This is a genomic window from Alkalihalobacterium alkalinitrilicum (assembly GCF_002019605.1).
Classification (GTDB): domain Bacteria; phylum Bacillota; class Bacilli; order Bacillales; family Bacillaceae_F; genus Alkalihalobacterium; species Alkalihalobacterium alkalinitrilicum.
Genome location: NZ_KV917368.1, coordinates 4,258,624 through 4,284,623 on the forward strand (window position 1 = coordinate 4,258,624; position 26,000 = coordinate 4,284,623).

The window sequence follows — 26,000 nt, forward strand, 5'->3', positions numbered from 1 at the left end:
AAAGCGCTCAGATAAAGTCAAAGCGCAAACTTTCTGTAAATTATTACCGTTTTCTTTCTAACGCTCCTTTTACTATAAGGCTAAAGCCGCTGTTAAGAAGTCAGTTGTTTCTTTTCATTCTCTGAACTTTTCCAGCGAATGAGCATCATAGTAAACCGAACGAGTAGGAATGTCCCCGTTAAAGATAAAAAGGAATGGACCCACTTCCAAGACTTTTTGTACTGTACGAGCTGCGTATTTTTTTCCAACCATGTCTCAATAATGGTCATCGGGACGCTGAAATAAAGAGTTTTAAAAAAGATACCGACTAATTTTGATTGAAATGTTAATTGATTATAATATACACAGGTAATCGGGAAAATGAGGTAATCAAAAATGAAACTAATATAACGTTTTAATATTCTAGTTACTCCAAATTTTTTAGGGAATGTACGTTCGTTAAATTTGTGTAAAAAGGGTCTTAGTGTGGTATAATGAAAACATTGGAAAAAAGAACGCTATGAAAGAATTTATATATAAGAAGGGTCACGTTTTGGAATTCGAGAATAAGAGATGCTTATGCTTCACCTATTCGGAGTTGGGGAAAGTTAAATTTTTCTAAAATGTAAGGAGGACATGCCATGGAGCAGAGTTTTCAGTTAGTCTCTCACTATCAACCTGAAGGGGATCAACCTGAAGCGATTAAACAGCTCGTTAAAGGTGTAAATGAAGGGAAAACCTATCAGACGTTATTAGGAGCAACGGGTACAGGAAAAACGTTTACGGTTTCTAATTTAATCAAAGAAGTTAATAAACCGACATTAGTGATCGCACACAATAAAACATTAGCAGGTCAGCTATATAGCGAGTTTAAAGAGTTTTTTCCGAATAACGCGGTTGAGTATTTTGTGAGCTACTATGACTATTATCAGCCAGAGGCTTATGTTCCTAGTTCAGATACATTTATTGAAAAAGACGCAAGCATTAATGATGAAATTGATAAGCTCAGACACTCTGCGACGAGTTCGCTATTTGAACGACAGGACGTTATTATCATTGCCAGTGTTTCGTGTATCTATGGTTTAGGTTCTCCTGAAGAGTACCGAGACCTCGTCGTTTCACTGCGGACGGGTATGGAAAAAGAACGAAATGAATTATTACGAGATTTAGTCGACATTCAGTATGACCGTAACGATATTAACTTTACACGCGGAACGTTCCGCGTTCGTGGAGATGTTGTGGAAATTTTCCCCGCATCTCGTGACGAACAATGTATTCGGATTGAGTTTTTTGGTGATGAGATCGAACGAATTACAGAAGTTGATGCTTTAACGGGTGAAATTAAAGGCGAACGAAATCATGTGGCGATTTTCCCGGCTTCCCACTTCGTAACTCGCGAAGAAAAGTTAAACCGAGCGATCGTTAATATTGAAGCGGAACTAGAAGAGCGGTTGGAAGAACTGAATGAAAAAGGCAAGCTGCTTGAAGCGCAGCGTTTGGAACAAAGAACACGCTATGACCTTGAAATGATGAGGGAAATGGGCTTTTGTTCAGGGATTGAAAATTACTCGAGACATCTAACGTTTCGGAAGGAAGGCGATACACCGTATACGCTGTTGGACTTCTTTCCCGAAGATTATTTAATCGTCATTGATGAGTCCCATGTGACGCTACCGCAAATTCGCGGGATGTATAACGGGGACAGGGCTCGTAAACAAGTTCTTGTCGATCATGGCTTCCGTTTGCCGTCTGCATTAGACAACCGCCCTCTTCAGTTTGAAGAATTTGAAGGAAAGACCAATCAGATTGTCTATGTGTCGGCAACACCTGGTCCATACGAATTAGAAAAAACACCGAAAGTCGTAGAACAAATTATTCGTCCAACGGGCTTGCTTGATCCTACGATTGAAGTTCGTCCGATTGAAGGACAGATTGATGATTTAATTGGTGAAATCAATGAGCGGGCGGCCCGCAAAGAACGTGTGTTAGTGACCACCTTAACGAAAAAAATGTCTGAAGATTTAACGGACTATTTAAAAGAAGTCGGCATTCGTGTCCAATACATGCATTCGGAAATCAAAACGTTAGAGCGGTTGGAAATTGTTCGTCAGCTTCGAATTGGAACGTACGATGTTCTTATCGGGATTAACTTGTTGAGGGAAGGACTTGATATACCCGAAGTTTCGCTAGTGACGATTTTAGATGCGGATAAAGAAGGCTTTTTGCGTTCTGAACGATCCTTGATTCAAACGATCGGTCGTGCTGCCCGTAATGCAAACGGTCATGTTATTATGTATGCCGATAAAATCACGAAATCGATGAAAATTGCGGTCGATGAAACGAGCCGTCGTCGCCAAATTCAAGAAGAATATAACGAAAAACATGGAATTACACCGACGACGATTCAAAAGAAAATTCCAGATATGATACAAGCAACTTATGCTGCAGAGGCGGATGAAACATATACAGCAGCGGCACCAACGATGAAAATGAGTAAAAAGGATCGCCACGCGATGATCGAACGAATGGAAAAGGATATGAAAGATGCAGCAAAAGAGTTAAACTTCGAACGTGCAGCAGAATTGCGTGATTTAATTTTAGAGCTAAAAGCGGAAGGATGAAGGTAATATGGCACTCGATAATATTATCGTTAAAGGCGCACGTTCGCATAACTTAAAAAATATTGATGTGACGATTCCTCGGAATAAGTTAGTCGTATTAACGGGACTTTCAGGTTCGGGAAAATCTTCACTTGCTTTTGATACAATTTACGCAGAAGGGCAACGTCGTTATGTCGAGTCGTTGTCCGCCTATGCCCGCCAATTCCTTGGGCAAATGGACAAACCAGATGTCGACGCGATCGAAGGGTTGTCGCCAGCGATTTCAATCGACCAAAAGACGACGAGTCGAAATCCACGTTCAACGGTCGGAACCGTGACGGAAATTTACGATTATTTACGTCTTCTTTTTGCGCGGATTGGGCGTCCTGTTTGTCCGAAGCATGGAGTGGAAATCAGTTCACAGACGGTACAGCAGATGGTGGACCGGATTATGGAGTATCCAGATCGAACGAAAATGCAAATATTAGCGCCGATCGTTTCAGGACGGAAAGGCGAGCACGTCAAAGTATTGGAAGATATAAAAAAACAAGGCTTTGTTCGGGTCCGTGTCGATGGTGAAATGCGTGAAGTCGCAGAAGAAATTGAGTTGGATAAAAATAAGAAACATAGTATTGAAGTTGTCATTGATCGGATTGTGATGAAAGAAGGAATTGCAGCACGACTTACTGACTCGATTGAAACCGCGTTAGGTTTAGGTGATGGGCGTTGTCTCGTTGATGTAATGGGAGAAGAAGAGTTGCTTTTCAGTCAGCATCATGCTTGCCCCCATTGTGGTTTTTCGATTCCAGAGCTTGAGCCACGCATGTTTTCTTTTAATAGTCCGTTTGGGGCTTGTCCATCATGTGACGGTTTAGGAACGAAGCTTGAAGTCGACTTAGACCTTGTCATTCCTGACCGATCTCGATCGCTTAATGACCATGCGATTGCTCCATGGGAACCGACAAGCTCTCAATATTACCCGCAATTATTAAAGTCGGTTTGTGATCATTATGGAATCGATATGGATATGCCTGTTGAGCAAATTCCAGAGTCGTTATTAAATAAAGTGTTATATGGAAGTGGTACGGAACAAATTTACTTCCGTTATGAAAATGAATTTGGGCAAGTTCGTGAAAACAACATTGTATTTGAAGGAGTATTGAATAACATTGCCCGTCGCTACCACGAAACATCATCCGATTACATTCGCGAACAAATGGAAGGCTATATGGCGCAACATCACTGTCCGAAATGTAAAGGAAACCGTCTGAAAAAAGAAAGCCTTTCAGTACTCATAGGTGGCGGTCATATAGGTGATATTACGGCGCTGTCGGTCAAAGACGCGAAAACGTACTTTGATCAACTTGACCTTACGAATAAAGAACTTGCGATTGCTCGGCTCATTTTAAAGGAAATTAATGAACGTCTCGGCTTTCTGATCAATGTTGGACTCGATTATTTATCATTACAGCGCTCGGCAGGAACACTTTCAGGTGGGGAGGCCCAGCGCATTCGTTTAGCCACGCAAATTGGTTCATCTTTAATGGGGGTACTCTATATTTTAGATGAGCCGTCGATTGGCTTGCATCAACGGGACAATGATCGACTAATAGAAACGTTAAAGCATATGCGTGATTTAGGAAATACGTTGATTGTTGTTGAACATGATGAAGATACAATGATGGCTGCTGATTACCTCATTGATATCGGACCAGGCGCAGGGGTTCACGGAGGAACGATCACAGCACAAGGTACGCCAGAGGAAATTATGAAAGATCCAAAATCCTTAACTGGAGAATATTTATCAGGGGAAAAATTCATCCCACTGCCCGTTGAGAGACGGAAGTCGGACGGACGTACGTTAACGATTAAAGCGGCGACGGAAAATAACTTACAAAAAGTCAATGTCGATATACCTCTCGGTGTTTTTGTTGCGGTTACGGGTGTATCAGGATCTGGAAAAAGTACATTAATCAATGAAATTTTATATAAATCACTTGCCCAAAAATTGCATAGAGCAAAAGATAAGCCAGGAGCGCATAAAGAAATTACAGGTTTAGAACATGTAGATAAAGTCATTGATATTGACCAGTCACCGATCGGACGTACGCCACGTTCTAATCCTGCGACGTATACGGGTGTATTTGATGATATTCGTGACGTATTTGCGTTAACGAATGAAGCGAAAGTCCGCGGATATAAAAAAGGGCGGTTTAGCTTTAACGTTAAAGGCGGACGTTGTGAGGCGTGTCGTGGAGATGGAATCATCAAAATCGAAATGCACTTTTTACCTGACGTCTATGTACCTTGTGAGGTCTGTCATAGCAAGCGTTATAACCGCGAAACGTTAGACATAAAGTATAAAGGAAAGACGATTGCCAATGTATTGGAAATGACAGTTGAAGATGGACTCGAATTTTTCGCAAACATCCCGAAAATTAAGCGAAAGATTGAGACACTTGCTGATGTTGGCTTAGGTTATATGAGATTAGGGCAACCAGCGACTACGTTGTCTGGAGGAGAAGCCCAACGCGTAAAGCTTGCCTCTCAATTGCACAAACGATCAACAGGAAAAACGTTATATATTTTAGATGAACCAACAACAGGACTACATGTGCATGATATTGATCGTCTTTTAAAAGTTCTGCAACGTTTAGTTGATAACGGGGATACAGTTCTTGTGATTGAGCATAATTTAGATGTCATTAAAACTGTGGATTATATTATTGATCTAGGACCAGAAGGCGGCGATAAAGGTGGTCAAATAGTCGCAACTGGAACACCTGAAACTGTTGTGAATGCCACGGGGTCTTACACGGGTTATTACTTAAAGCCCATTTTAGAAAGAGACTTCAAGCGTATGGAAGCACGTGTAAAAGAAAAAGAATTATTGAACAAATAAGTTTGGTCATAGGTCATATTAAGAATTTATTGCGTGAAATTTTATCCCGCAACAACTAGCAGTAATACCCCACTTCAGGAGTTCGAGAAATTAAAGAAGGGTAAGTGGGGGATAAACACTGCCAGTAACAACTAAATGAACACAGACGTTGCCACGTCCTGTGGCAACGTCTATGTAACCCACATCATGTGGGCCTCAACTTACCATCAGTGGGGGAAGAGAAATACCCTCACTGATGGAAGTTTAACTTGATAAAATTGAAACTTTTCTCTTCTTACGACGTATGTATTATTGAATTAAGAAATGATTTCCATAGAGGAGATGTCGAAATGGAAGAACGTAAAATGATTTTGAAGATGATTGAAGACGGCAAAATTACGGCTGAAGAAGGATTAAAATTATTAAATGCTCTTCAGCAGGAGGAACCTAAAGAGAAGAAAGAAACCAAAACGGAAGAGCCGCAACAAACGCAAACGTCACTATCTGAACGTGTGGATTGGGATAGTAAACGCCAATCGCGTCGCACGTATCGTCAAACGTCGGGTGCTAGTGTGTTAACAGGATTTATTGAAAATGCGATTCAAAAAATCAAAGATTTAGATTTGGACTTTAACTTTGGATCTTTTGTTGAAGTGGAACATATTTTTCATCATAAAAACTTTCATGGTAAGGAACTTGATTTTTCCTTGGAAAATGGTTCAATTACGCTAATTCCATGGGAAGAAGAAGACATTCGCGTCGAATGTAAAGCTAAAGTTTACCGTGCTCGAGATGCAGAAGAAGGACGACAAACCTTTTTACAAGAGACGATTTTTGAAGGTCGGGAAGATCGTATTCGCTTTTATTCTAAAGTTAAATCTGTCAAAATTCAGGCCACGTGCTACATTCCAAAAGACTATTATGAGTCGATTAAAGTATATACGTTTAATGGCCATATTAAAGGGGAAAAGCTTCAAGGAGACAAGTTAGAAGTTAAAGTCGTTAACGGTAGCGTTCACCTAACGGATGTGGTAGGTAAGCGACTGTATGCTGAGACGGTCAATGGACCAATTGATATCACTTCAATTCATAATGACTGGTGTGAAGTGAAAACAATGAATGGAGCGATTACACTAGAAGGGAAAACTATTGATGTTAATGTTGAAACTGTCAATGGTGCGATCCGTTATCGTCTCGATGAAGTTTCTGAACCTTGTTATGCAGACTTAAAGGCAACGACAGGAAGTATCAATGTTTCCGTACCAGCAGATCTACGTATTGAAGGAAAGCTTGAAACAAATGTTGGCGGATTTACATGCGACTTAAATGGATTAGAAATTGTTGAAGAGAAAAAAGATTTTGTTCAAAAAACACTTTCGTTTATCGCAAACAAAGAATGTTCTCCACGTTTTAAATTAGAAGGTGAAACGAATACAGGCTCAATTCAAATTGAGCAACGTTCGTAAAGATGTGAGGTGAGGGAAATGAATAAACGATTATTTCGAACCGTGCATGATCGAAAGCTAGCAGGTGTTTGTGGTGGGATTGCCGCGTATTTTAATCTAGATCCGTCGCTTGTCCGTATTTTGTTTGTCATTCTTTTCTTTGTTACAGCTGGCTTTCCATTATTAGTCGGCTATATTGCTGCAGCTGTCGTTGTACCGAATGAAGGAGACATTGTCGATTAATGGGCTGGCTTATCCATTTGCTTGTTAATAGTGTGACGCTCCTGATCGTCGCTCACTTCTTTGTGCAGTTTCAAATATCGGGATTCGGTGCCGCTTTTTTTGCGAGTATCATTCTGTCGATCTTAAATTTTATCGTTCGACCGATATTAGTATTTTTAACGCTACCCGTAACGATTATCACATTAGGTCTGTTTCTATTTGTCATTAACGCGATTACATTAAGGTTAACAGCCGCGTTTATGGGATCTGCTTTTGTGATTGATGGATTCGGTATGGCGATTTTAGCCGCCATTATTATTACGATCTTAAATACATTCATTCAAAAACTCATCGTGGAGCCTTTACGGAAATAGTACTATTACTATTCCCGTAAAGGCGTCGAAAGGAAAAAAAGCACTGAACTTATTATAGGTTCAGTGCTTTTGAGCGTTTGAGTAATATAGGTAGAATACAAATTATATTGTTTAATCTTTCAATTTTTCGACTTCGGCTTCTGATAACCCGGTGAACTCACAAATAACCTTCAACGGGAATTCTTTTTCAAGCATTTGTTTGGCGATCTTGACCTTTTCTTCGGTTCTTCCCTTCTCTAACCATTTTTTTAACCCTTTTTCTAAACCTTTCTTCTCCCACGAAGTCATCAATTCCATAATTCGGTTCACACCTTTTAAAATATCAGTGTAGACTTCCTGGTGCAAAAATTGGTGTGCTGAAAGTCAACTTGTTCATAGATGTCTGGGAAAAACGCTAAAATGAACTCTTCAAAAAAGGTAGTAATTAATTCTTTAAACCAGCGATCATGGTCTTTCCTCTCGGTTAACATAGCAACGAGCCACAATCTTTTATAAAAGAGCCTTATAAAAATATAACGGGTTCCGTTACCTATCGCAAACAAAGAAAATGTAAGGTAAGTTGAAATGCCTATTGAATTGTATAATAATGTTAAAATTAATATAGAGATTGTGAAGAAACATACTTAAACTAACCTGCCCTAGCTTGACTGCTTACTGGAAGGAGTGAGTGTTTTGCAATTTGATTTTCTTGGTATTATCCTAACGTTTGGACTCTTTTAAACATATTTTCGCCAATACTATTATCAAAAAAAGCAGAAAAAAAGCACTGAATGTATTGGCTATTTAAGTCAAAGTAGTTTGGCATTCCATTCATTTTTCTTTTGTTATTTGGGAACTATTCAGAAGTGGCATTTCAAAATTTAGTGTTCATAATCATATGTTCCATAATAGTTTCTTTTTGATTTCACTAATAGCAAATCGCTAATTATTATAGGAAAAGTAAGGATGTCTCGTAATTACATCATCAAATAACGGAGAGCGAATAGCGGAACAGAGCTGTCGCTTTTCAACTATTGAGTAACTTTACTAAAAGACCAATGGTTTGAAGTAATCCAAAGTGATATAGTTAGATAAAATATTCATGAAAGAGGTGATGAACATCATGAATACTGCTAAGGAACGATTACTAAAGATTATTGATGAAATTCCAGCGCAAGAAGTCGATAAAATTTTGGACTTTGCTGAATATTTATAGGCGAAAAAAGAAAAAAGTTTATCAGAAGATTTAACAAAAGCGAGCGAAAGTAGTATTGATTTTTGGGATAATGATATAGATGATGAGGTTTGGAATGATGCATAAACAAGGTGACATTGTCTTAATTCCAGTACCATTCAGTGACTTATCAAATAGAAAACAACGTCTGTTCTCATTATTTCAAACGATGATTATAATCAAATGACTGATGATATTCTTGTTGTTGCTATTACATCACAATTAAAAGACCTTGACTATTCAGTCGTGATTGAACAAAAAGACTTAGACGAAGGTGCTCTTAAAGTTACATCAGCAGTGAGAGCAGACAAAGTTTATACACTTTCAAAAGCAATTATCAGAAAAAGATTTGGTAAAGTAAACACAGAAGTATTAAATAGTGTACGAACTAAGGTAGAACACTTAATAAAATAGTAATTGAACTTGTATAGAGGGGCTGCGATAAGCAGTCCTTTTTGGGTATCATATGGTTCTACCTTGGCTACTGTTATAATAAGACCTTATAATACGAACGGGGTACGTTATTATAACAAGCAAATAAAAAATGTCTCGGTTCAAAATGAATTGAGACATTTTTATTTTGCATACATATTTCAATACAAATTTGTATGCAAATTAAGTTACATCTTGTAATTTAGGTTTTTGCGATAGAAAACGGAACCTGTTAATAAAAATAGTAATCCTTTTCAGGTAATAAGAGGTATGGTTACAAGGGAGAGATCGCTTCTTTTTACAATTTCTTTGTTCTCAAAGTTCCTCCCCTTTTTTCGTGAGTACTTTTAAGGGTATAATGTGAAGGAATGTGATGTACAGGATGGAGGAATTTGGAATGGCAAAAGTGACTGCAAATGATTTAATAGAGAAGTTTCAATTGGAGCTTATTAGTGGGGAAGAAGGGGTGTATCGACCGATCGCGACGAGTGATATATCACGGCCTGGAATTGAAATGGCTGGCTTTTTTACGTATTACCCAGCGAACCGGCTTCAGTTACTCGGACGGACAGAGTTGTCATTCTTTCAACAACTAAATGATTATGACAAGAAAGAACGGATGCTTAAACTTTGCACATATGACACTCCGGGTATTATTATTTCAAGAGGGTTAGAGATCCCTGAGGAGCTAATTTCAGCTTCAGAGGAAAAAGGTGTACCGATTTTGCGTTCATCGTTAACGACGACGCGTCTTAGTAGTAGATTGACGAACTTTTTAGAAAGTCGCCTCGCGCCGATGACGGCCATTCATGGTGTTCTTGTGGACATATACGGGATTGGTGTTTTGATCACGGGCGCTAGTGGGGTTGGTAAAAGTGAGACGGCACTTGATCTCGTTCGTCGTGGGCATCGTCTTGTGGCTGATGACTCGGTTGAAATTCGGCAAGAACATGAAGATACGTTAATCGGTCGATCTCCAGAATTAATTAAACATTTACTTGAAATACGTGGTCTCGGGATTATTAATGTGATGACGTTATTTGGAGCAGGAGCCATCCGTCCATTCAAGCGTGTGGCGTTAGTCATTAATCTAGAGCTGTGGGATCAAAAGAAAGCGTATGACCGGTTAGGGTTAGAGGAAGATACGTTAAAAATTATTGACGTGGAGGTTCCAAAGCTGACTGTTCCCGTTCGTCCAGGTCGTAACTTAGCGGTTATCGTTGAAGTGGCCGCGATGAACTTCAGGTTGAAGCGTCTTGGCATTAATGCAGCCCAGGAATTTTCAGATCGGCTAACCGATGTAATTGAAGAAGGAGATAGAGACGACTATTATTTATAGGAATGAAGAGGTGAAATGGTATGGAGGAAACGATACAGCCTTTAAGTAGGATTGCCTTTGAGTTAGGTCCCATTACAGTTTATTGGTATGGGTTATTAATTGGATTAGGTGTTGTGGTTGGTTACTTACTCGCAACACGAGAAACGGAAAAACGTGGTTTGCCGAAAGACACGTTTGCCGACTTGTTAATTTGGGCGTTACCGATTGCCATTATTTCCGCTCGACTTTATTATGTCATTTTTCGCTGGGAACATTATGTGGACAATCCGTTAAAAGCGTTTGCCATTTGGGAAGGTGGACTAGCTATTCATGGTGGTTTGATCGGTGGTGTTGCGACGGCCATTGTTTTTGCTAAACGTCGTGGAATTTCAATTTGGAAATTATTAGATATAGCTGCCCCGAGTATCATTGTGGCGCAAGCGATTGGGCGCTGGGGTAATTTTATGAACCAAGAAGTGTATGGTGGCCCTGTGTCACGAGAATTTCTTGAAAACTTAATGCTTCCTCAGTTCATTATTAATCAAATGTATATCAATGATCCTCAATTTGGATTAGGGTATTATCATCCTACCTTTTTATATGAATCGATTTGGAATTTACTAGGTTTAGCTCTTTTACTTTGGTTACGCCGTGTCAACTTAAAAGAAGGGGAAATCTTCTTTAGTTACGTGATTTGGTATTCGATTGGTCGCTTTATGATTGAAGGAATGCGACTCGACAACTTGATGATTGGTGATATGCTGCGTACGGCCCAAATTATGTCGATTGTATTAATTGTTGGTGCAGTCGTTTTATGGGTGTATCGCCGAAAAGCAGGATTGGCTACGAAAAATTATTTAGATGAAGAGCCAAAAGCAAAAACAACGACCAATCATACAAAAGGAAAAAAGAAAAAGAAAAAATAAAAGAGTTTCAGGAGAGGAGCTCACGGTGGGAACTTTAAAACGGGGATTACTCGTAGGTTTACAAACAACATGGACATTAGGGAGAATCATTTTTCCTATTACACTCATCATTACGATACTCGGCTATACACCTGTTCTTGAGTGGGTTGCTCAATGGTTAGCACCTCTTATGGGGTGGATTGGTTTGCCCGGGGAAGCGGCAATTCCATTAATTTTAGGAAATGTATTGAATCTATATGCTGCGATTGGTGCCATTTTAACGATGGAACTGACAATGAAGGAAGTTTTTATTTTAGCGATTATGCTCTCTTTTTCTCATAATCTTTTCATCGAATCAGCAGTAGCGGCAAAAGTCGGCATTCGAATGTCGGTCGTTCTTGCTGTTCGTCTTGGGCTAGCCTTTTTTTCTGCGTGGATCATTCATCTTTTTTGGAAGGGCGGTAGCGAAATCGCACAGTATGGGTTTGTTTCTTCAGGACAACATGCTGAAGTATCTGGCTGGCTGGCGATTACCTGGAAAGGAATGGAAAGTGCGACAATAGGAATTGCACAACTGGCTCTCATTGTCATTCCGCTGATGATTTTTATTCAAATTATGAAAGACTTAAATTGGCTGAAGGTGTTTTCAAAATGGATGTCACCATTTACGAGAATGCTTGGTATCCGGGAGAATACGTCAACGACTCTTGCATCTGGTTTGTTTTTTGGACTAGCTTTTGGAGCTGGGGTTATGATCCAGGCGGTAAAGGAAGATGGGGTTAAAAAGAAAGACTTGTATCTTGTCTTTATTTTCCTCGTTGCGTGTCATGCCGTCATTGAAGATACTTTAATATTCATACCACTCGGCATACCGATTTGGCCTCTACTTATCATTCGACTCGTTGTTGCGATTCTCTTGACGATGGTCGTAGCTTTGGTTTGGAACCGACTCGAGAAAAAGCAACAAGTAACTGAAAAGGGAAAGGAAGCTTTTAATGAAAATTGATACTCTATTGTTTGATTTAGATGGAACTTTAATCAATACAAATGACCTTATTATCGCCTCATTTTTGCATACACTGGAGCACTATTATCCTGGTGAGTATACACGAGAAAAGGTGATTGAATTTATTGGTCCACCGCTAATTGATAGTTTTAAAGGAATCGACCCTGAACGTGTGGAAGAGATGGTTGCGATGTATCGTGAACATAACTTATCGAATCACGATTTGTTAGTAAAAGAGTATGAAGGTGTGTTTCAAACGATCGAGCGTTTGCATCAAGAAGGTTTTAAATTAGCGGTTGTAACGACGAAAATGAGAAGAACTGCGATACGAGGTCTTGAAGTCATGGGACTGAATCGCTTCTTTGAAGTAATTGTTGCAATTGATGATGTGGAAAAAGTGAAGCCAGACCCTGAACCGTTAGAGAAAGCAATGGCCGCTCTGGGGTCAACGGCTGAAACGACGATTATGGTCGGCGATAGTCAATACGATGTTTTAGGCGGGAAAAATACAGGTACGAAAACAGCTGCTGTGGCGTGGTCGATTAAAGGTGAAGACTTTATTCGATCGTTTGAACCTGACTATGTTTTAAATGATATGAGAGATTTATTGAAAATTGTTGGAGTCGAGTAATTGTGAGAAGGACGAAACGGTATCCCGTTGAAGGCAGTAACTCGCTTTGGCAAATTTATAAGACTGTTCCTTTTTCGAAAGTCGTGAAAAGCTTTGTTGTGATTCAACTTGCCCGCTATACACCGTCCATCTCAATGAAAAACTGGATGTATCGTCATTTGCTTAAAATGAAGGTCGGTGATCAAACGGCAGTAGCGCTAATGGTCATGATGGATGTGATGTTTCCAGAAAAAATATCGATTGGTCGCAATTCGATTATTGGCTATAATACAACGATCCTCGCCCACGAATATTTAATTCATGAGTACCGACTTGGTGATGTCGTAATTGGTGACGAAGTGATGATCGGTGCTAATTGCACGATCTTGCCAGGAGTTGTAATCGGCGATGGCGCGATCGTGTCGGCTGGTACACTCGTTCATCAAGATGTACCAGCAGGAAGCTTTGTTGGTGGAAATCCAATGCGCGTCATTTATACAAAAGCCGAAATGGAGCAACGGAGTAAGGAACAGATAATGGAATAACTAATTAAGTGAAAACAGGTGAATTCGTTAGGACGAGTTCACCTGTTTTTTTCAAAAGATAAGATTTTATAAAAATTTGCCGCACATAGCGCAGGGTACGTAACAATAGAGCGTTCATGGTGCACATTCGAGCAAGAGGAGGGATGAGAACGGGCACAATAGTGCGTTCATAGTGCCCAAACGAGCAGGAGAAGAAAGAAAACGGTAACTATGAAGCGTTCATGATGCCCGAACGAGCAGGAGAAGAAAGGAAACGGGCACTATGAAGCGTTCATGATGCCTGAACGAGCAAGAGGAGGATGAGAACGGGCACTATAGAGCGTTCATGATGCCCGAACGAGCAGGAGAAGAAAGAAAACGGTAACTATGAAGCGTTCATAGTGCCCAAACGAGCAGGAGAAGAAAGAAAACGGTAACTATGAAGCGTTCATGATGCCCGAACGAGCAGGAGAAGAAAGAAAACGGTAACTATGAAGCGTTCATAGTGCCCAAACGAGCAGGAGAAGAAAGGAAACGGGCACTATGAAGCGTTCATGATGCCCAAACGAGCAGGAGAAGAAAGAAAACGGTAACTATGAAGCGTTCATAGTGCCCGAACGAGCAAGAGGAGGATGAGAACGGGCACTATAGAGCGTTCATGATGCCCAAACGAGCAGGAGAAGAAAGAAAACGGTAACTATGAAGCGTCATGATGCCCGAACGAGCAGGAGAAGTAAGGAGCGGCTCCACTTCGCACGTCGCAAAACTCCACTAAGACTTCCACTTCATGGTTTGAAGCAATAAGAATAATTAAATAAACGTTTATTTAAACACAGACTAAGAACGTTACATCACGTGATAACGCCTGTGTGATCAGCATCCGTGCTGTGCGGGTCACAGTAATACCCCGACAGGTGAATTCAGATTAAAAGCCCACGTCCTGTGGCAGCAACTGTATCACCCATATCCTGTAGGGCTCAACTACCATTCAGTGGGAGAAGATAAAAACTTTACTGAATAAAGAATCACTTTATGATTTCGCTAATAAAGGTGACGTCCTACCTAATTAAATTTTTAGTGGCAATTAAAAATACAAAAACATATCGAAAACGCCCCACAAAGATAACTGAATAAGACTAATTATGCAAATTAAAGAAATTTTTCGCCTCTTTGGAGTCCAATTTTTAGCTAATAATGGTACTATAGTTTGTGTACAAACCTATTCTTCAATAAAAGGGAAGAATACTAAGTTATACATACTAAGATCAAATGTAGTAGTGATGTTGAATATGGTTGACGATTATAGAAGATGCGTGTAAACTACTTATAATATCCTTTATCTTGTTAGTATATTAGCGTACTAAAGTGTACCGATAAAAAGTTCACTTCATGAGGCACAATAAGAAAGTGAAACGCACGAGTAGTACAGTACTAAAGTGGAGCGTGAAAACATGTCTAAACCGTTTATGTTTGAAAAACCGATCGGGATGCGAGATACGCTACCCGAATTATTTGAAACGAAACAAAGAATTGCAACTGAAATCAATGAAGAAGTTTCCCGCTGGGGTTATCGTGCCATTCAAACACCGACGTTGGAATATTACGAAACGGTTGGTGAGGCTTCAGCGATTTTAGATCAACAATTATTTAAACTATTAGACCAAGACGGAAACACCCTTGTTCTCAGACCTGATATGACCGCGCCGATTGCGAGATTAGCGGCATCAAGTTTGAAAAATGAAGGGTACCCGTTGCGTCTTTCGTATCATACGAACTTGTATCGTTCACAGCAGCGTGAAGGAGGAAAGCCAGCAGAGTTTGAACAAATTGGTGTCGAACTCGTTGGAGATGGAACGGCAAGTGCCGATGCCGAAGTAATAGCATTAATGATTGCGGCATTACGTAAAGCAGGCGTTGACAACTTCCAGGTAGCGATTGGGCATATTGGTTACGTCAATGCTTTACTAATCGAAGTTGTCGGAAATGAAGAGCGAGCAAACGTCCTCAGACGTTATTTATATGAGAAAAACTATGTTGGTTATCGTCAACATGTTAAAAGCTTACCGCTATCTTCTATTGATAAAACGCGTCTTCTGAACTTACTTCAGTTACGTGGCGGAAGTGAAAAGATCAGTGCAGCAAGTGAATTAGTCCAAAGTGAAGCTGGGGAAAAAGCGTTACAAGACTTAGCGAAACTATGGGATGCGCTCGAATGCTATGGTGTGACTGAATTTTTAAAAATTGACTTAAACCTTGTCATGCATATGAGCTATTACACGGGTGTTGTTTTTGAAGGATATGGCAGTCGCTTGGGTGTACCGCTTGGAAGTGGTGGCCGTTATGACGAATTACTAGCTAATTTTGATCGACCTGCACAAGCGACAGGTTTTGGTATTCGCCTTGACTTGCTAGTCGAAGCCATTGGTACGAAAAAAGAACTAACACCACAAACGTGCATTATTTTCAGTAACGAACGAAGAAAAGAAGCGATTACTCTTGCAACGGAAAAAAGAGAGCAAGGCGAGGCGGTCATTTTACAAGACTTAGCTGGAATAAAAGATGTTGATGTTTTATCGGAGCAATTTGCCGAGGTTGTGTATTATATTGGAAAAGCAAAGAATGGAGGTGCTAGCGGTGAGTGAATGGTTAACGGTAGCGATGCCAAAAGGTCGTATATTTGAAGAAGCTGCTGATTTACTACGCAAAGCGGGATATGCTTTGCCAGATGAATTTGATGACTCAAGAAAGCTGATCGTTGATGCGCCTATTGCGAAAATGCGCTTCATTCTTGCGAAACCAATGGACGTTCCAACTTATGTGGAGTATGGTGTTGCTGACGTAGGCGTTGCAGGAAAAGACACTATGCTCGAAGAAGAGCGGGATGTGTATGAAGTTCTTGATTTAAAAATTAGTGAATGTTATTTAGCGGTAGCTGGGCTGCCAACGTATGAGAAACAAAGCGAGATCGCCCCAAAGGTCGCTTCTAAATATCCGCAGGTTGCAATTCAATATTTTAAAGAACAAGGTGAGCAAGTCGAAGTTATCAAGCTAAATGGATCGATCGAGCTTGCGCCACTAGTTGGTTTAGCGGATCGGATTGTTGATATCGTATCGACTGGTCGAACATTAAAAGAAAATGGCCTTGTGGAATTAGAAAAAATTATGGACATTACGTCAAGACTCATCGTCAACCCTGTAAGTTATCGCATGAAAGATGAAGTGATTGATGATTTAGTGGAGCGTCTCGCCAAAGTCATTGAGGGGGATGACGAATGAACATCGTAAACGTAACAAAAGACGTCTCTCTCAAACGAACGATCGAAGCGGGAACGGAAACACAACAACAAGCTGTTACCCAAATAATTGAAAAAGTAAAAGCGTACGGCGATGATGCATTAGGTGCGCTTACGGAAAAATTTGATGGCGTTCGGCTGCAATCTTTTACCGTTACGAAAGATGAACTTGAAAAAGCATATGATGAAATTGATGCAGAAGCATTAGCGGCCATTCGTGAGGCGATCGCAAATATTCGCGATTTCCACGCTAGACAAAAACGGGAAACGTGGATCACGACGAAAGAAGACGGAACGATGCTCGGTCAAAAAGTAACTCCACTTGATTCGGTCGGGGTGTACGTACCAGGCGGTAGAGCCGCTTATCCTTCATCAATTATGATGAATGTAATTCCTGCACAAGTCGCTGGTGTCGAGCGCATCGTGATGGTGTCACCGCCACAGTCGAATGGTTCATGGCCAGCAGGCGTGTTGGTGACTGCGAATGAACTGGGTGTAAGCGAAATGTATAAAGTTGGCGGCGCTCAAGCGATTGCTGCATTAGCGTACGGTACAGAGTCGATTTCACCGATTGATAAAATCGTGGGACCAGGAAATATTTATGTAGCACTAGCGAAACGAGCGGTGTTTGGACAAGTTGATATTGATATGATTGCGGGACCGAGTGAAATCGTCGTTCTCGCAGATAAAAACGCTAATTCTGTGTTTATTGCAGCAGACTTACTTTCACAAGCGGAGCATGATCCGATGGCGTCGGCTATTCTAGTCACTCCGTGTGGAGAGCTTGCTCAAGCAGTTGCAGATGAGGTTGCTGTACAGCTTGAAACATTACCGAAACGAGACATTGCTGAAGCGTCGATTCGGGATTATGGTGCGATTTATGTAACTAAGGATTTAGAGGAAGCGATTGACACGGTGAACCAGCTTGCCCCTGAACATTTAGAGGTGTTAACAGAAGATCCAATCCAATTATTGGGGAAAATTAAGCATGCTGGAGCCATTTTTCTTGGCCCTTATAGCTCGGAGCCCGTTGGTGATTATTTTGCGGGACCGAATCACGTGTTACCGACAAACGGCACAGCAAGGTTTTCCAGTCCGCTGAACGTCGATGATTTTACGAAGAAATCAAGTATTATTTATTATAGTCAAGCAGCCCTTGAGTTGAATGGTAAACAAATAACAACACTTGCTCGTTTGGAAGGGTTAGAAGCGCATGCACGAGCAATTGAGAAGCGACTAGAGGAGGAAAAATAAATGGAGCGTACAGGTAGCATTGAACGCATAACAGGAGAAACGCAAATTAAATTACAGTTTGGGATTGATGGCGAAGGAAAATCTGATTTAAACACAAACGTTCCATTTATGACCCATATGCTCGACTTATTTACGAAGCACGGACACTTTGATTTGACGTTGGATGCTAAAGGCGACGTGGATGTGGATGATCACCACACGACTGAAGATATTGGGATTTGCCTTGGGATTGCACTAAAAGATGCTCTCGGTGACAAGCGTGGGATTAAGCGCTACGGTAATGCGTTTGTTCCAATGGATGAGACTTTAGCTCAAGTTGTTGTCGATCTAAGCAATCGCCCACACTTAGAGTTTCGTGCGGAATTTCCGAGCGAAAAGGTGGGAACATTTGATACGGAGCTAGTGCATGAATTTTTATGGAAGCTGGCGCTTGAAGCGCGTATGAATTTACATGTAATCGTTCATTATGGCCACAACACACATCATATGATTGAAGCGGTATTTAAAGCACTTGGACGAGCTTTAGATGATGCTACACAAATAGATGAGCGCGTTAAAGGTGTTCCGTCAACGAAAGGAATGTTATAAATGATCGGTGTCATTGATTATGGGATGGGGAACTTACATAGCGTAAGTAAGGCACTTGAACGCTTAAATAAAGACTATTTTGTTTCTGAAAAAGTCGAAGAACTACAAAAAGCAGACGGGCTCATTTTACCTGGTGTAGGTTCTTTCCGTGATGCGATGGAGATTTTACAGAACGAGGGACTGGCTGATTTCGTAGTGGAGTGGGCAAAGTCAGGAAAGCCACTTCTTGGAATTTGTTTAGGTATGCAGCTTTTATTTGAAGAAAGTGAAGAGAATGGGGAAACGAAGGGGTTGAACTTGTTACCTGGGGTTGTTCGCCGTTTTCCTGGTGTAAGTGCAGAAGGTGAGACGTACAAAGTGCCGCATATGGGGTGGAATCAGTTGGAGTTTCATCAACCAGACCATTCACTATTAAAAGACGTTGAAAATGGTCATGTTTATTTCGTTCACTCTTATGTTGTTCGTACAGATGATCAAAGTGTTGTGATCGCGAGTAGTAACTATGACGGAGAAGTACCTGCTGTAGTAGGACGAGCGAATATTATGGGCACTCAGTTTCATCCGGAGAAAAGTAGTTTCATTGGCATGAGCATTCTTGCTAACTATGTGAAAGTTGTAGAGGGGAGCCAAACAAATGAGTAAAGTAACCATCTATCCAGCGATTGATATGCGTGGCGGAAAATGTGTACGCCTCATTCAAGGGGATTATGACCAAGAAACGGTGTATGGAGATTCACCGTTTGAGATGGCAAAAACGTTCGCTGAAGCAGGGGCAAATTGGATTCATATGGTCGACCTCGATGGAGCGAAGGCGAAAAAGCCAGTGAACTCTGAATATGTTCTTCGTGTCGCGAAAGAGCTAAAAGTAAAAGTGCAAATCGGTGGTGGAATCCGCACGAAAGAAGATGTGGCTTTTTATTTAGAGCAAGGCGTCGATCGTGTCATTCTTGGAAGTGTGGCGGTGAACGATCCTGACTTCACAAAAGAAATGCTTGCCAAGTACGGCGGAGGAAAAATTGCGATCGGCCTTGATGCGCGTGATGGTTATGTCGCAACAGAAGGCTGGCTTGAAACGTCGCAAGTTAAAGCAGAAGAACTCGGAAAAGAAATGGCTGATTTCGGCGCAGAAGTGTTTATTTTTACTGATATTTCTCGAGATGGAATGTTAACAGGTCCGAACGTGGAAGCGTGTCGATCACTCGCCAATGCGACAGGAAAAGAAGTGATTGTTTCGGGTGGCGTTAGTCAATTAGCTGACCTTGCTGAAGTGAAGCCTTATGCTCAAGAAGGTGTTCGTGGTGTGATTATCGGAAAAGCGTTGTATACGAACCAATTCACGCTAGAGCAAGCTTTGAAAGAGGTGGAATAAGATGTTAACCAAACGAATTATTCCATGTTTGGACGTCAAAGAGGGTCGGGTTGTTAAAGGGGTTCAGTTTGTGAATTTACGGGATGCTGGAGACCCTGTAGAGTTGGCTGCTTTTTATGATGAGCAAGGAGCCGACGAATTAGTATTTCTTGATATTTCTGCTTCTCATGAGGGAAGAGAAACGATGGTCGAAGTGGTGGAAGAAGTTGCTGGAAAGCTTGCGATTCCGTTTACTGTTGGCGGTGGAATTAACTCGTTAGCAGATATGAAACGCGTGTTGCGCGCGGGTGCTGATAAAGTCTCTTTAAATACAGCGGCAGTCAATCGTCCTGAACTCATTACAGAAGGTGCAGATTATTTCGGGTCTCAGTGCATTGTCGTCGCGATTGATGCGAAATATGATGAAGAGCTCAGTTCATGGCGTGTTTATACACATGGTGGTCGAACGCCTACAGACTGGGAAGTGGTTGAGTGGGCGCAAGAAGCGGTTCGTCGTGGAGCTGGCGAAATTTTGCTGACGAGTATGGACCAAGACGGTGAAAAAACAGGCTTTGATCTTCCGCTAACAAAGGCAGTCAATGCTGTAGTAACCGTGCCTGTCATTGCCTCAGGAGGAGCAGGTGCCAAAGAATGTTTCTACGATGTTTTTACGGAAACGAAATGTGATGCTGCGTTAGCTGCTTCCATTTTCCACTATAAAGAAACGTCTGTAGCTGAAGTAAAATCGCTACTTAAAGAGAAGGGAGTCCCCATGCGATGAACAAAAATGAATTAAAATTTGACGAAAAAGGACTCATTCCTGCCATCGTTCAGGATGCACAAAGTAAAGAGGTACTTACGCTCGCCTATATGAATCGTGAGTCGTTAGATAAGACGATCGAGACGAGAGAAACGTGGTTTTACAGTCGCTCACGTCAAGAATTGTGGCATAAAGGTGAGACGTCAGGCAATACACAAAAGGTCGTCGATTTACGTTATGATTGCGACTCAGATGCGTTAGTCGTGTTAGTAGAGCCGAGTGGACCAGCTTGTCATAAAGGGGTGTACACTTGTTTTGCCGATTCACTACTCAGTGAGGAGGTTAGTACGAATGCAGATCGTTTTTCCATTATCTCACGCCTTGAAACACTGATTGCTGAGCGTGAAGCGGAAATGCCAGAAGGCTCGTATACGACCTACTTATTTGATAAAGGTGTCGATAAAATCTTAAAGAAAGTCGGCGAAGAAGCCGGTGAGGTGATTATCGCTGCGAAAAACCGCGATCCTGAAGAGTTGAAATGGGAAGTCGCTGATTTACTCTTCCACTTACTCGTCTTGTTACGCGAGCAAAAACTTCCTCTCGATGAGGTGTTATCCGTTCTTGAAGAACGTCATACGAAATAAGATAGTGAGCTTCTAAAAACAGAAGACTACTTTCTTAGCCTTCATAAATCACATTGGATTTTGATTTCCAATGTGATTTTTTGTACTTTAGGAAAGTTTAACTTCTTTAGAGGAATAAAGTTTAAGAAAAAACACCGAATTTTGCTATCACTTGCAAAAAGTCGTGTTTTTCTAAAAGGGAAAGATAGAAATCTTAAGATTTTGTTCTTGAAAAAGAAAGTATAGAATATTGCCACTCTTAATCTTTACTGTGATAAAATTTACGTAATATAGCTGAAAGGAATTTTATGTTATGGAAATAAAAAAAGTTTCAATTATTGGATTAGGAGCATTAGGAATTTTATTTGGCCACCATTTAACAAAGAAAATGCCAAAAGGAGACTTGAAGATCATTGCTGATCTAGAGCGGATTAAGAAATATGAAACAGACGGCGTTTATTGTAATGGTGAACTGTGTCATTTCCAATATGTAACTCCTGAACAATCGGGCGAACCAGCAGATTTACTTATTTTTGCCGTCAAATTTGATGGCTTGAAAAATGCGATAAAAGCAGTAAAAAATCATGTCGGAGAGCGAACCATCATGATATCCCTTTTAAACGGTATAAAAAGTGAAGCGATTATTGGCCAGACCTTTGGGTTGGAAAATATTCTATACAGTGTAGCCCAGGGGATGGATGCAGTTAAAGAGGGGAATGAACTTACTTACGACAATATAGGGATGATCTGTTTTGGTGAGCAGGAACCTGGAAGCATTTCAGACAAGGTCAAAAGTTTTGCTACCTTCTTTGATAAAATGGAGATTCCATATGAGATTGATCCGAATATGGATAAGAGATTTTGGGGCAAATTAATGACCAATGTCGGTGTGAATCAAACGGTTGCTGTTTACCGAAGTAATTATGGTGAAATTCAAAAAGAAGGACAAGCAAGAGAGACGATGATTGCAGCGATGAGAGAAGTTATCGCATTGTCCGAAAAAGCAGGTATCCATTTAACCGAAGCAGATTTGAACTACTGGTTAAGCGTGTTGGATGCATTAAGCCCTGAAGGAAAACCGTCAATGGCTCAGGATGTTGAAGCGGGTCGCCTTAGTGAAGTAGATTTATTTTCAGGCACCGTTTTGGAATTAGGGGAGAAATATGGTGTTCCTACGCCTGTAAACAATGAATTATATCAGCGGATTAAAAAGATAGAGAGTGAATATTAGTGTTAATAATTAAAACAGCCAAATCTTCAATAGAAGAGTTTGGCTGTTTTATGTTAAAAAAACGATCCAAGAGCAACAAAGTTTACGAAACCAGCCTAGAGTAAAGACAACAACTCTTATCATAGCGTAGGTGGAAAGTTTTAATTCGTGAGGTGTTTTAAGTGTTCATACGTTTTTCTGCCGTCCATTACTTGCATAATATTTTCTAATCGTTCGGCTTTGTCGAAATTTTGCTAATGAAAATAAAAGGAAATATAGTATACTTGCAGTAGCTGAAATTTCACATTGGAGGAAAACCTTATACATGAATTATAAAAGACAACCTACAGTTACGTTCGGGAAAGTGGTTCCGTTTATTCAAAACGGTGATTATTTTTATCAAAAGGGCCTTTCATTTTATCGTAAAAACAACATGGATCGGGCCATCTATTACCTTGAGAAGGCGATCGAATTAAAACAAGATGATGGGGTTTATCATTGTCAATTAGCAGCAATTTTAGCAGATAAAGGTGAATATGAACGTTCCAATGAAATTTTACAAATGGTTATTTCTGAGTTGGATTCATCCATGTATGAATGTTACTTTTTTATGGCCAATAACTATGCTCACCTTGGACTGTTTGAAAAAGCTGAGGAAATGGCGTTTCAATATATGGAGATTAACGAAGATGGGGAATTCATGGATGATTCTTTGTCCTTATTAGAACTGTTAAACTTTGAACGAGATGATGAATCAGATGAAGGAAAGCTAGATGAAGAAGAAATGCTCATCGTTCGTCATGCAAACGCACGGGCTCATATTGCTCGTGGTCATTATGAACTTGCCATTGATCAGTTCGAAAAAATGATTGAAGATCGACCGACTTTATGGTCTGCACATAATCAGTTAGCGAAAGCCATGTTTTTACAAGGGCAGCATGACAAAGCACTTGAGCGGACGTTCAACGTATTAGAAGAGGATCCAGGAAACTTTACAGCGTACTGCCACTTAGCGAATTTTTATTATGAATTGGGAAAACAAGAAGATGTCGCTAAATTAACAAAAGTGCTAGCAAAAGTTTCTCCAATGAATATGGATCAGCGGTTTTTATTAGCGGAAACGTTTTGTAAGGTTGAATGTTTTGAAGAAAGCTTTCGACAACTCCGATTACTTAAAAAGGATCAGTATGAAGAAACGATTGAGTTTCTTCACTGTTTTGCCGTTGCGTCTTTCCATTGTGGTGAAATTGAACGGGCGAATTCCTATTGGCGAAAGGCAGCAAGGCTAGGCGATAAAAATGCAGAAAAGATGCTTACAGAAGATGCGAACGGTTTGCTAAAGAAAGAAAATGTTCGCTATAATTAATACACATAAGGGTATGTGAGCATAATATTGGACAGCAGAAAAAGTTATTACTACGATAGATAGAGAAGATAAAAGGAATACTAATTGAGGAATAGTCTAGAAAGCACGATAAATATACCTCGATATAGTATGTATAAGGAGTGAGATAGATGAGTGAAGAGAAAATTTATGATGTCATCATCGCTGGAGCAGGACCTGCGGGAATGACAGCAGCAGTTTACACATCTCGTGCAAATTTAAGTACGGTCATGGTGGAAAGAGGCGTTCCTGGAGGACAAATGGCGAACACAGAAGATGTTGAGAACTATCCAGGATTTGATCATATTCTTGGCCCTGATCTTTCGAATAAAATGTTTGAGCATGCGAAAAAATTCGGTGCTGAATATGCATATGGAGATATTAAAGAAATCATTGACGGCGAAGATTACAAAATTGTAAAAGCAGGAAGTAAAGAGTTTAAAGCGAAAGCGGTTATCGTTACAACAGGTGCAGAATACAAGAAAATTGGTGTACCTGGCGAAAAAGAATTAAGTGGACGCGGTGTCTCGTATTGTGCCGTCTGTGATGGTGCTTTCTTTAAAGGCAAAGAGCTTGTCGTTGTTGGTGGTGGCGATTCTGCTGTAGAAGAAGCTGTATACTTAACTCGTTTTGCAACAAAGGTAACTGTCGTTCATCGTCGTGACGAATTACGAGCGCAAAAAATCCTTCAACAACGTGCTTTTGATAATGAAAAAGTTGATTTCATTTGGAACCATACGATTAAAGAAATTAATGGAGAAGAAGGAAAAGTGGGTAGTGTAACACTTGTAAGTACGGAAACAGGGGAAGAGCGTGAGTTTAAAACAGATGGTGTGTTTATTTACATCGGAATGCTTCCTTTGAATGCTGCTGTTCTTAATCTGGGCATTACAAATGAAGAAGGTTATATAGTAACGAATGATCAAATGGAAACGAAAGTGCCTGGCATTTTTGCTGCGGGTGATATCCGTGAAAAGACACTTCGTCAAATTGTAACGGCAACAGGCGATGGAAGTATTGCAGCTCAAAGTGCGCAACATTATATTGAATCCGTTACGGAAAAAGCAAAAGCAAAATAGTTGCTGGTCTGATAAGGGGAGTAATCGTAGGTTAATGTAATATAATGGTAACAATTATGACATTAATCTTTACAAAACGTAATTACGTCTTAACTCTCTTGTAACAGTCATGCAATATAAAAAGGTTACTATAAGAGTAAGTAATTGACCCCCTTTTTTATATATTACGTTGAAAGCACGAACATAATCTGTTCGTGCCCTTTTTTTATCCTAGTTTAGTTTAGGGTATAAACCCCCACCTCTTAGCATAGCGTAGGTGGGAAGCTCCAATCAGATGGAATCGAGACTCCATCTGATTCCCTGATGCTAGAACGAGTCGCTCTTTCAAGTTCACTTCTGTAACATCCATCTCTGTTTTCAAAAAAAGACAAGGTATGTTCACTGAACTATCTAATGATCCTGCTTGTAATCAGCTAAACATTGTGAGAGCAAACGTTTGATAGTATACTTATGTCATGAGAACGTGAGGTGAGTCGTGTGCAGAGAGTAACAAACTGTATAGTGATAAAAGATGGTCACGTATTAATGTTACAAAAACCCCGTCGTGGATGGTGGGTTGTACCTGGTGGAAAAATGGAGACGGGTGAGTCAGTAATAGAAACTGTTAAACGAGAATATCGTGAAGAGACTGGACTTACGGTGAAAGACCCGAAAATTAATGGTATCTTTACAATTGTCATCAAAGACGGTGAAAAAATTACGTCTGAATGGATGTTGTTTACGTTTAAAACCGACCAATTTGAAGGCATTCCACTTCAAGAATCTCCTGAAGGGAAATTAGCGTGGAAAAAAATAGATGAAGTGAAGACGTTACCGATGGCTGCAGGAGATCAATTTATTTTTAATCACATATTATACAATGATGAGCCAATATACGGAACGTTTCACTATACACCCGATTTTCAACTTCTTTCCTACCGCTTAGAAGCAAATCAACAATAATATGTCCTTA

The 26,000-nt window shown here is 40.4% G+C and carries 25 protein-coding genes; 23 read left to right on the forward strand and 2 right to left on the reverse strand.

Features of this window, described 5'->3' with window-relative positions; translation table 11 throughout:
- Positions 1-92: 92 nt before the first annotated feature.
- The gene (locus tag BK574_RS29305; RefSeq protein ID WP_420796999.1) at positions 93-401 is read right to left on the reverse strand and encodes a CBO0543 family protein; all 309 of its coding nucleotides are present in this window, start codon (positions 399-401) and stop codon (positions 93-95) included.
- 219 nt (positions 402-620) lie between these two features.
- Here BK574_RS29305 and uvrB point away from each other — a divergent pair, with 219 nt between their 5' ends.
- The 5 genes from uvrB to BK574_RS20640 all read left to right on the forward strand — a co-directional run bounded on the left by uvrB (position 621) and on the right by BK574_RS20640 (position 7,501).
- Entirely contained in the window at positions 621-2,600 is a 1,980-nt protein-coding gene (uvrB, locus tag BK574_RS20620) for an excinuclease ABC subunit UvrB (protein WP_075386963.1), read from the forward strand.
- Between the two features lie 7 nt (positions 2,601-2,607).
- Complete coding sequence (uvrA, locus tag BK574_RS20625; protein ID WP_078429914.1) at positions 2,608-5,481, forward strand: excinuclease ABC subunit UvrA; 2,874 nt, start codon at positions 2,608-2,610, stop codon at positions 5,479-5,481.
- A gap of 329 nt (positions 5,482-5,810) precedes the next feature.
- Entirely contained in the window at positions 5,811-6,926 is a 1,116-nt protein-coding gene (locus BK574_RS20630; protein WP_078429915.1) for a DUF4097 family beta strand repeat-containing protein, read from the forward strand.
- 18 nt (positions 6,927-6,944) lie between these two features.
- Entirely contained in the window at positions 6,945-7,148 is a 204-nt protein-coding gene (locus BK574_RS20635; RefSeq protein WP_075386966.1) for a PspC domain-containing protein, read from the forward strand.
- Positions 7,148-7,501 carry a phage holin family protein gene (locus BK574_RS20640; protein WP_078429916.1) on the forward strand — a complete coding sequence of 118 codons (354 nt, stop codon included), beginning with the start codon at positions 7,148-7,150 and terminating at the stop codon, positions 7,499-7,501. Before BK574_RS20635 ends, BK574_RS20640 begins: the two co-directional genes overlap by 1 nt.
- A gap of 111 nt (positions 7,502-7,612) precedes the next feature.
- On the opposite strand, the gene BK574_RS20645 is transcribed toward BK574_RS20640, so the two are convergent.
- Positions 7,613-7,846 carry a transposase gene (locus BK574_RS20645; protein ID WP_218970604.1) on the reverse strand — a complete coding sequence of 78 codons (234 nt, stop codon included), beginning with the start codon at positions 7,844-7,846 and terminating at the stop codon, positions 7,613-7,615.
- Positions 7,847-8,897: 1,051 nt separating this feature from the next.
- Here BK574_RS20645 and BK574_RS20655 point away from each other — a divergent pair.
- The 18 genes from BK574_RS20655 to BK574_RS20740 all read left to right on the forward strand — a co-directional run bounded on the left by BK574_RS20655 (position 8,898) and on the right by BK574_RS20740 (position 25,990).
- A complete protein-coding gene (locus BK574_RS20655; RefSeq protein ID WP_218970605.1) occupies positions 8,898-9,128 on the forward strand; it encodes a type II toxin-antitoxin system PemK/MazF family toxin in 231 nt (76 codons plus the stop codon).
- Between the two features lie 415 nt (positions 9,129-9,543).
- On the forward strand, positions 9,544-10,485 hold the full coding sequence (hprK, locus tag BK574_RS20660; RefSeq protein WP_078429918.1) for an HPr(Ser) kinase/phosphatase: 942 nt from the start codon (positions 9,544-9,546) through the stop codon (positions 10,483-10,485).
- A gap of 20 nt (positions 10,486-10,505) precedes the next feature.
- On the forward strand, positions 10,506-11,390 hold the full coding sequence (gene lgt / locus BK574_RS20665; protein ID WP_078429919.1) for a prolipoprotein diacylglyceryl transferase: 885 nt from the start codon (positions 10,506-10,508) through the stop codon (positions 11,388-11,390).
- A 25-nt stretch (positions 11,391-11,415) separates the two neighbouring features.
- A complete protein-coding gene (locus BK574_RS20670) occupies positions 11,416-12,375 on the forward strand; it encodes a nucleoside recognition domain-containing protein (RefSeq protein WP_180320595.1) in 960 nt (319 codons plus the stop codon).
- Complete coding sequence (gene ppaX / locus BK574_RS20675; protein WP_078429921.1) at positions 12,365-13,006, forward strand: pyrophosphatase PpaX; 642 nt, start codon at positions 12,365-12,367, stop codon at positions 13,004-13,006. Before BK574_RS20670 ends, ppaX begins: the two co-directional genes overlap by 11 nt.
- Before the next feature lie 2 nt (positions 13,007-13,008).
- On the forward strand, positions 13,009-13,530 hold the full coding sequence (locus BK574_RS20680; RefSeq protein WP_078429922.1) for an acyltransferase: 522 nt from the start codon (positions 13,009-13,011) through the stop codon (positions 13,528-13,530).
- A gap of 1,430 nt (positions 13,531-14,960) precedes the next feature.
- A complete protein-coding gene (locus BK574_RS20685) occupies positions 14,961-16,151 on the forward strand; it encodes an ATP phosphoribosyltransferase regulatory subunit (RefSeq protein WP_078429923.1) in 1,191 nt (396 codons plus the stop codon).
- The gene (hisG, locus tag BK574_RS20690; protein ID WP_078429924.1) at positions 16,144-16,785 is read left to right on the forward strand and encodes an ATP phosphoribosyltransferase; all 642 of its coding nucleotides are present in this window, start codon (positions 16,144-16,146) and stop codon (positions 16,783-16,785) included. The genes BK574_RS20685 and hisG overlap by 8 nt, the downstream gene beginning before the upstream one ends.
- Positions 16,782-18,056, forward strand: coding sequence for a histidinol dehydrogenase (gene hisD, locus BK574_RS20695; RefSeq protein WP_078429925.1), 1,275 nt, complete (start codon positions 16,782-16,784; stop codon positions 18,054-18,056). The genes hisG and hisD overlap by 4 nt, the downstream gene beginning before the upstream one ends.
- Complete coding sequence (gene hisB, locus BK574_RS20700; RefSeq protein ID WP_075386978.1) at positions 18,057-18,644, forward strand: imidazoleglycerol-phosphate dehydratase HisB; 588 nt, start codon at positions 18,057-18,059, stop codon at positions 18,642-18,644.
- Positions 18,645-19,286, forward strand: a complete 642-nt coding sequence (gene hisH, locus BK574_RS20705) for an imidazole glycerol phosphate synthase subunit HisH (protein ID WP_075386979.1) — start codon at positions 18,645-18,647, stop codon at positions 19,284-19,286.
- On the forward strand, positions 19,279-20,013 hold the full coding sequence (gene hisA / locus BK574_RS20710; protein ID WP_078429926.1) for a 1-(5-phosphoribosyl)-5-[(5-phosphoribosylamino)methylideneamino]imidazole-4-carboxamide isomerase: 735 nt from the start codon (positions 19,279-19,281) through the stop codon (positions 20,011-20,013). Before hisH ends, hisA begins: the two co-directional genes overlap by 8 nt.
- Position 20,014: 1 nt before the next feature.
- Positions 20,015-20,773 (forward strand): imidazole glycerol phosphate synthase subunit HisF, encoded by a 759-nt coding sequence (hisF, locus tag BK574_RS20715; RefSeq protein ID WP_078429927.1) that lies wholly within the window; start codon positions 20,015-20,017, stop codon positions 20,771-20,773.
- Positions 20,770-21,396, forward strand: coding sequence for a bifunctional phosphoribosyl-AMP cyclohydrolase/phosphoribosyl-ATP diphosphatase HisIE (gene hisIE, locus BK574_RS20720; RefSeq protein ID WP_078429928.1), 627 nt, complete (start codon positions 20,770-20,772; stop codon positions 21,394-21,396). The genes hisF and hisIE overlap by 4 nt, the downstream gene beginning before the upstream one ends.
- 292 nt (positions 21,397-21,688) lie before the next feature.
- Positions 21,689-22,606, forward strand: a complete 918-nt coding sequence (locus BK574_RS20725) for a ketopantoate reductase family protein (protein ID WP_078429929.1) — start codon at positions 21,689-21,691, stop codon at positions 22,604-22,606.
- A 304-nt stretch (positions 22,607-22,910) separates the two neighbouring features.
- Positions 22,911-23,951, forward strand: coding sequence for a tetratricopeptide repeat protein (locus BK574_RS20730; RefSeq protein ID WP_078429930.1), 1,041 nt, complete (start codon positions 22,911-22,913; stop codon positions 23,949-23,951).
- 149 nt (positions 23,952-24,100) lie between these two features.
- Complete coding sequence (gene trxB, locus BK574_RS20735) at positions 24,101-25,048, forward strand: thioredoxin-disulfide reductase (RefSeq protein ID WP_075386985.1); 948 nt, start codon at positions 24,101-24,103, stop codon at positions 25,046-25,048.
- 477 nt (positions 25,049-25,525) lie between these two features.
- Positions 25,526-25,990: an 8-oxo-dGTP diphosphatase gene (locus BK574_RS20740; protein ID WP_075386986.1), complete on the forward strand. Its 465-nt coding sequence runs from the start codon at positions 25,526-25,528 to the stop codon at positions 25,988-25,990.
- Positions 25,991-26,000: the final 10 nt, after the last annotated feature.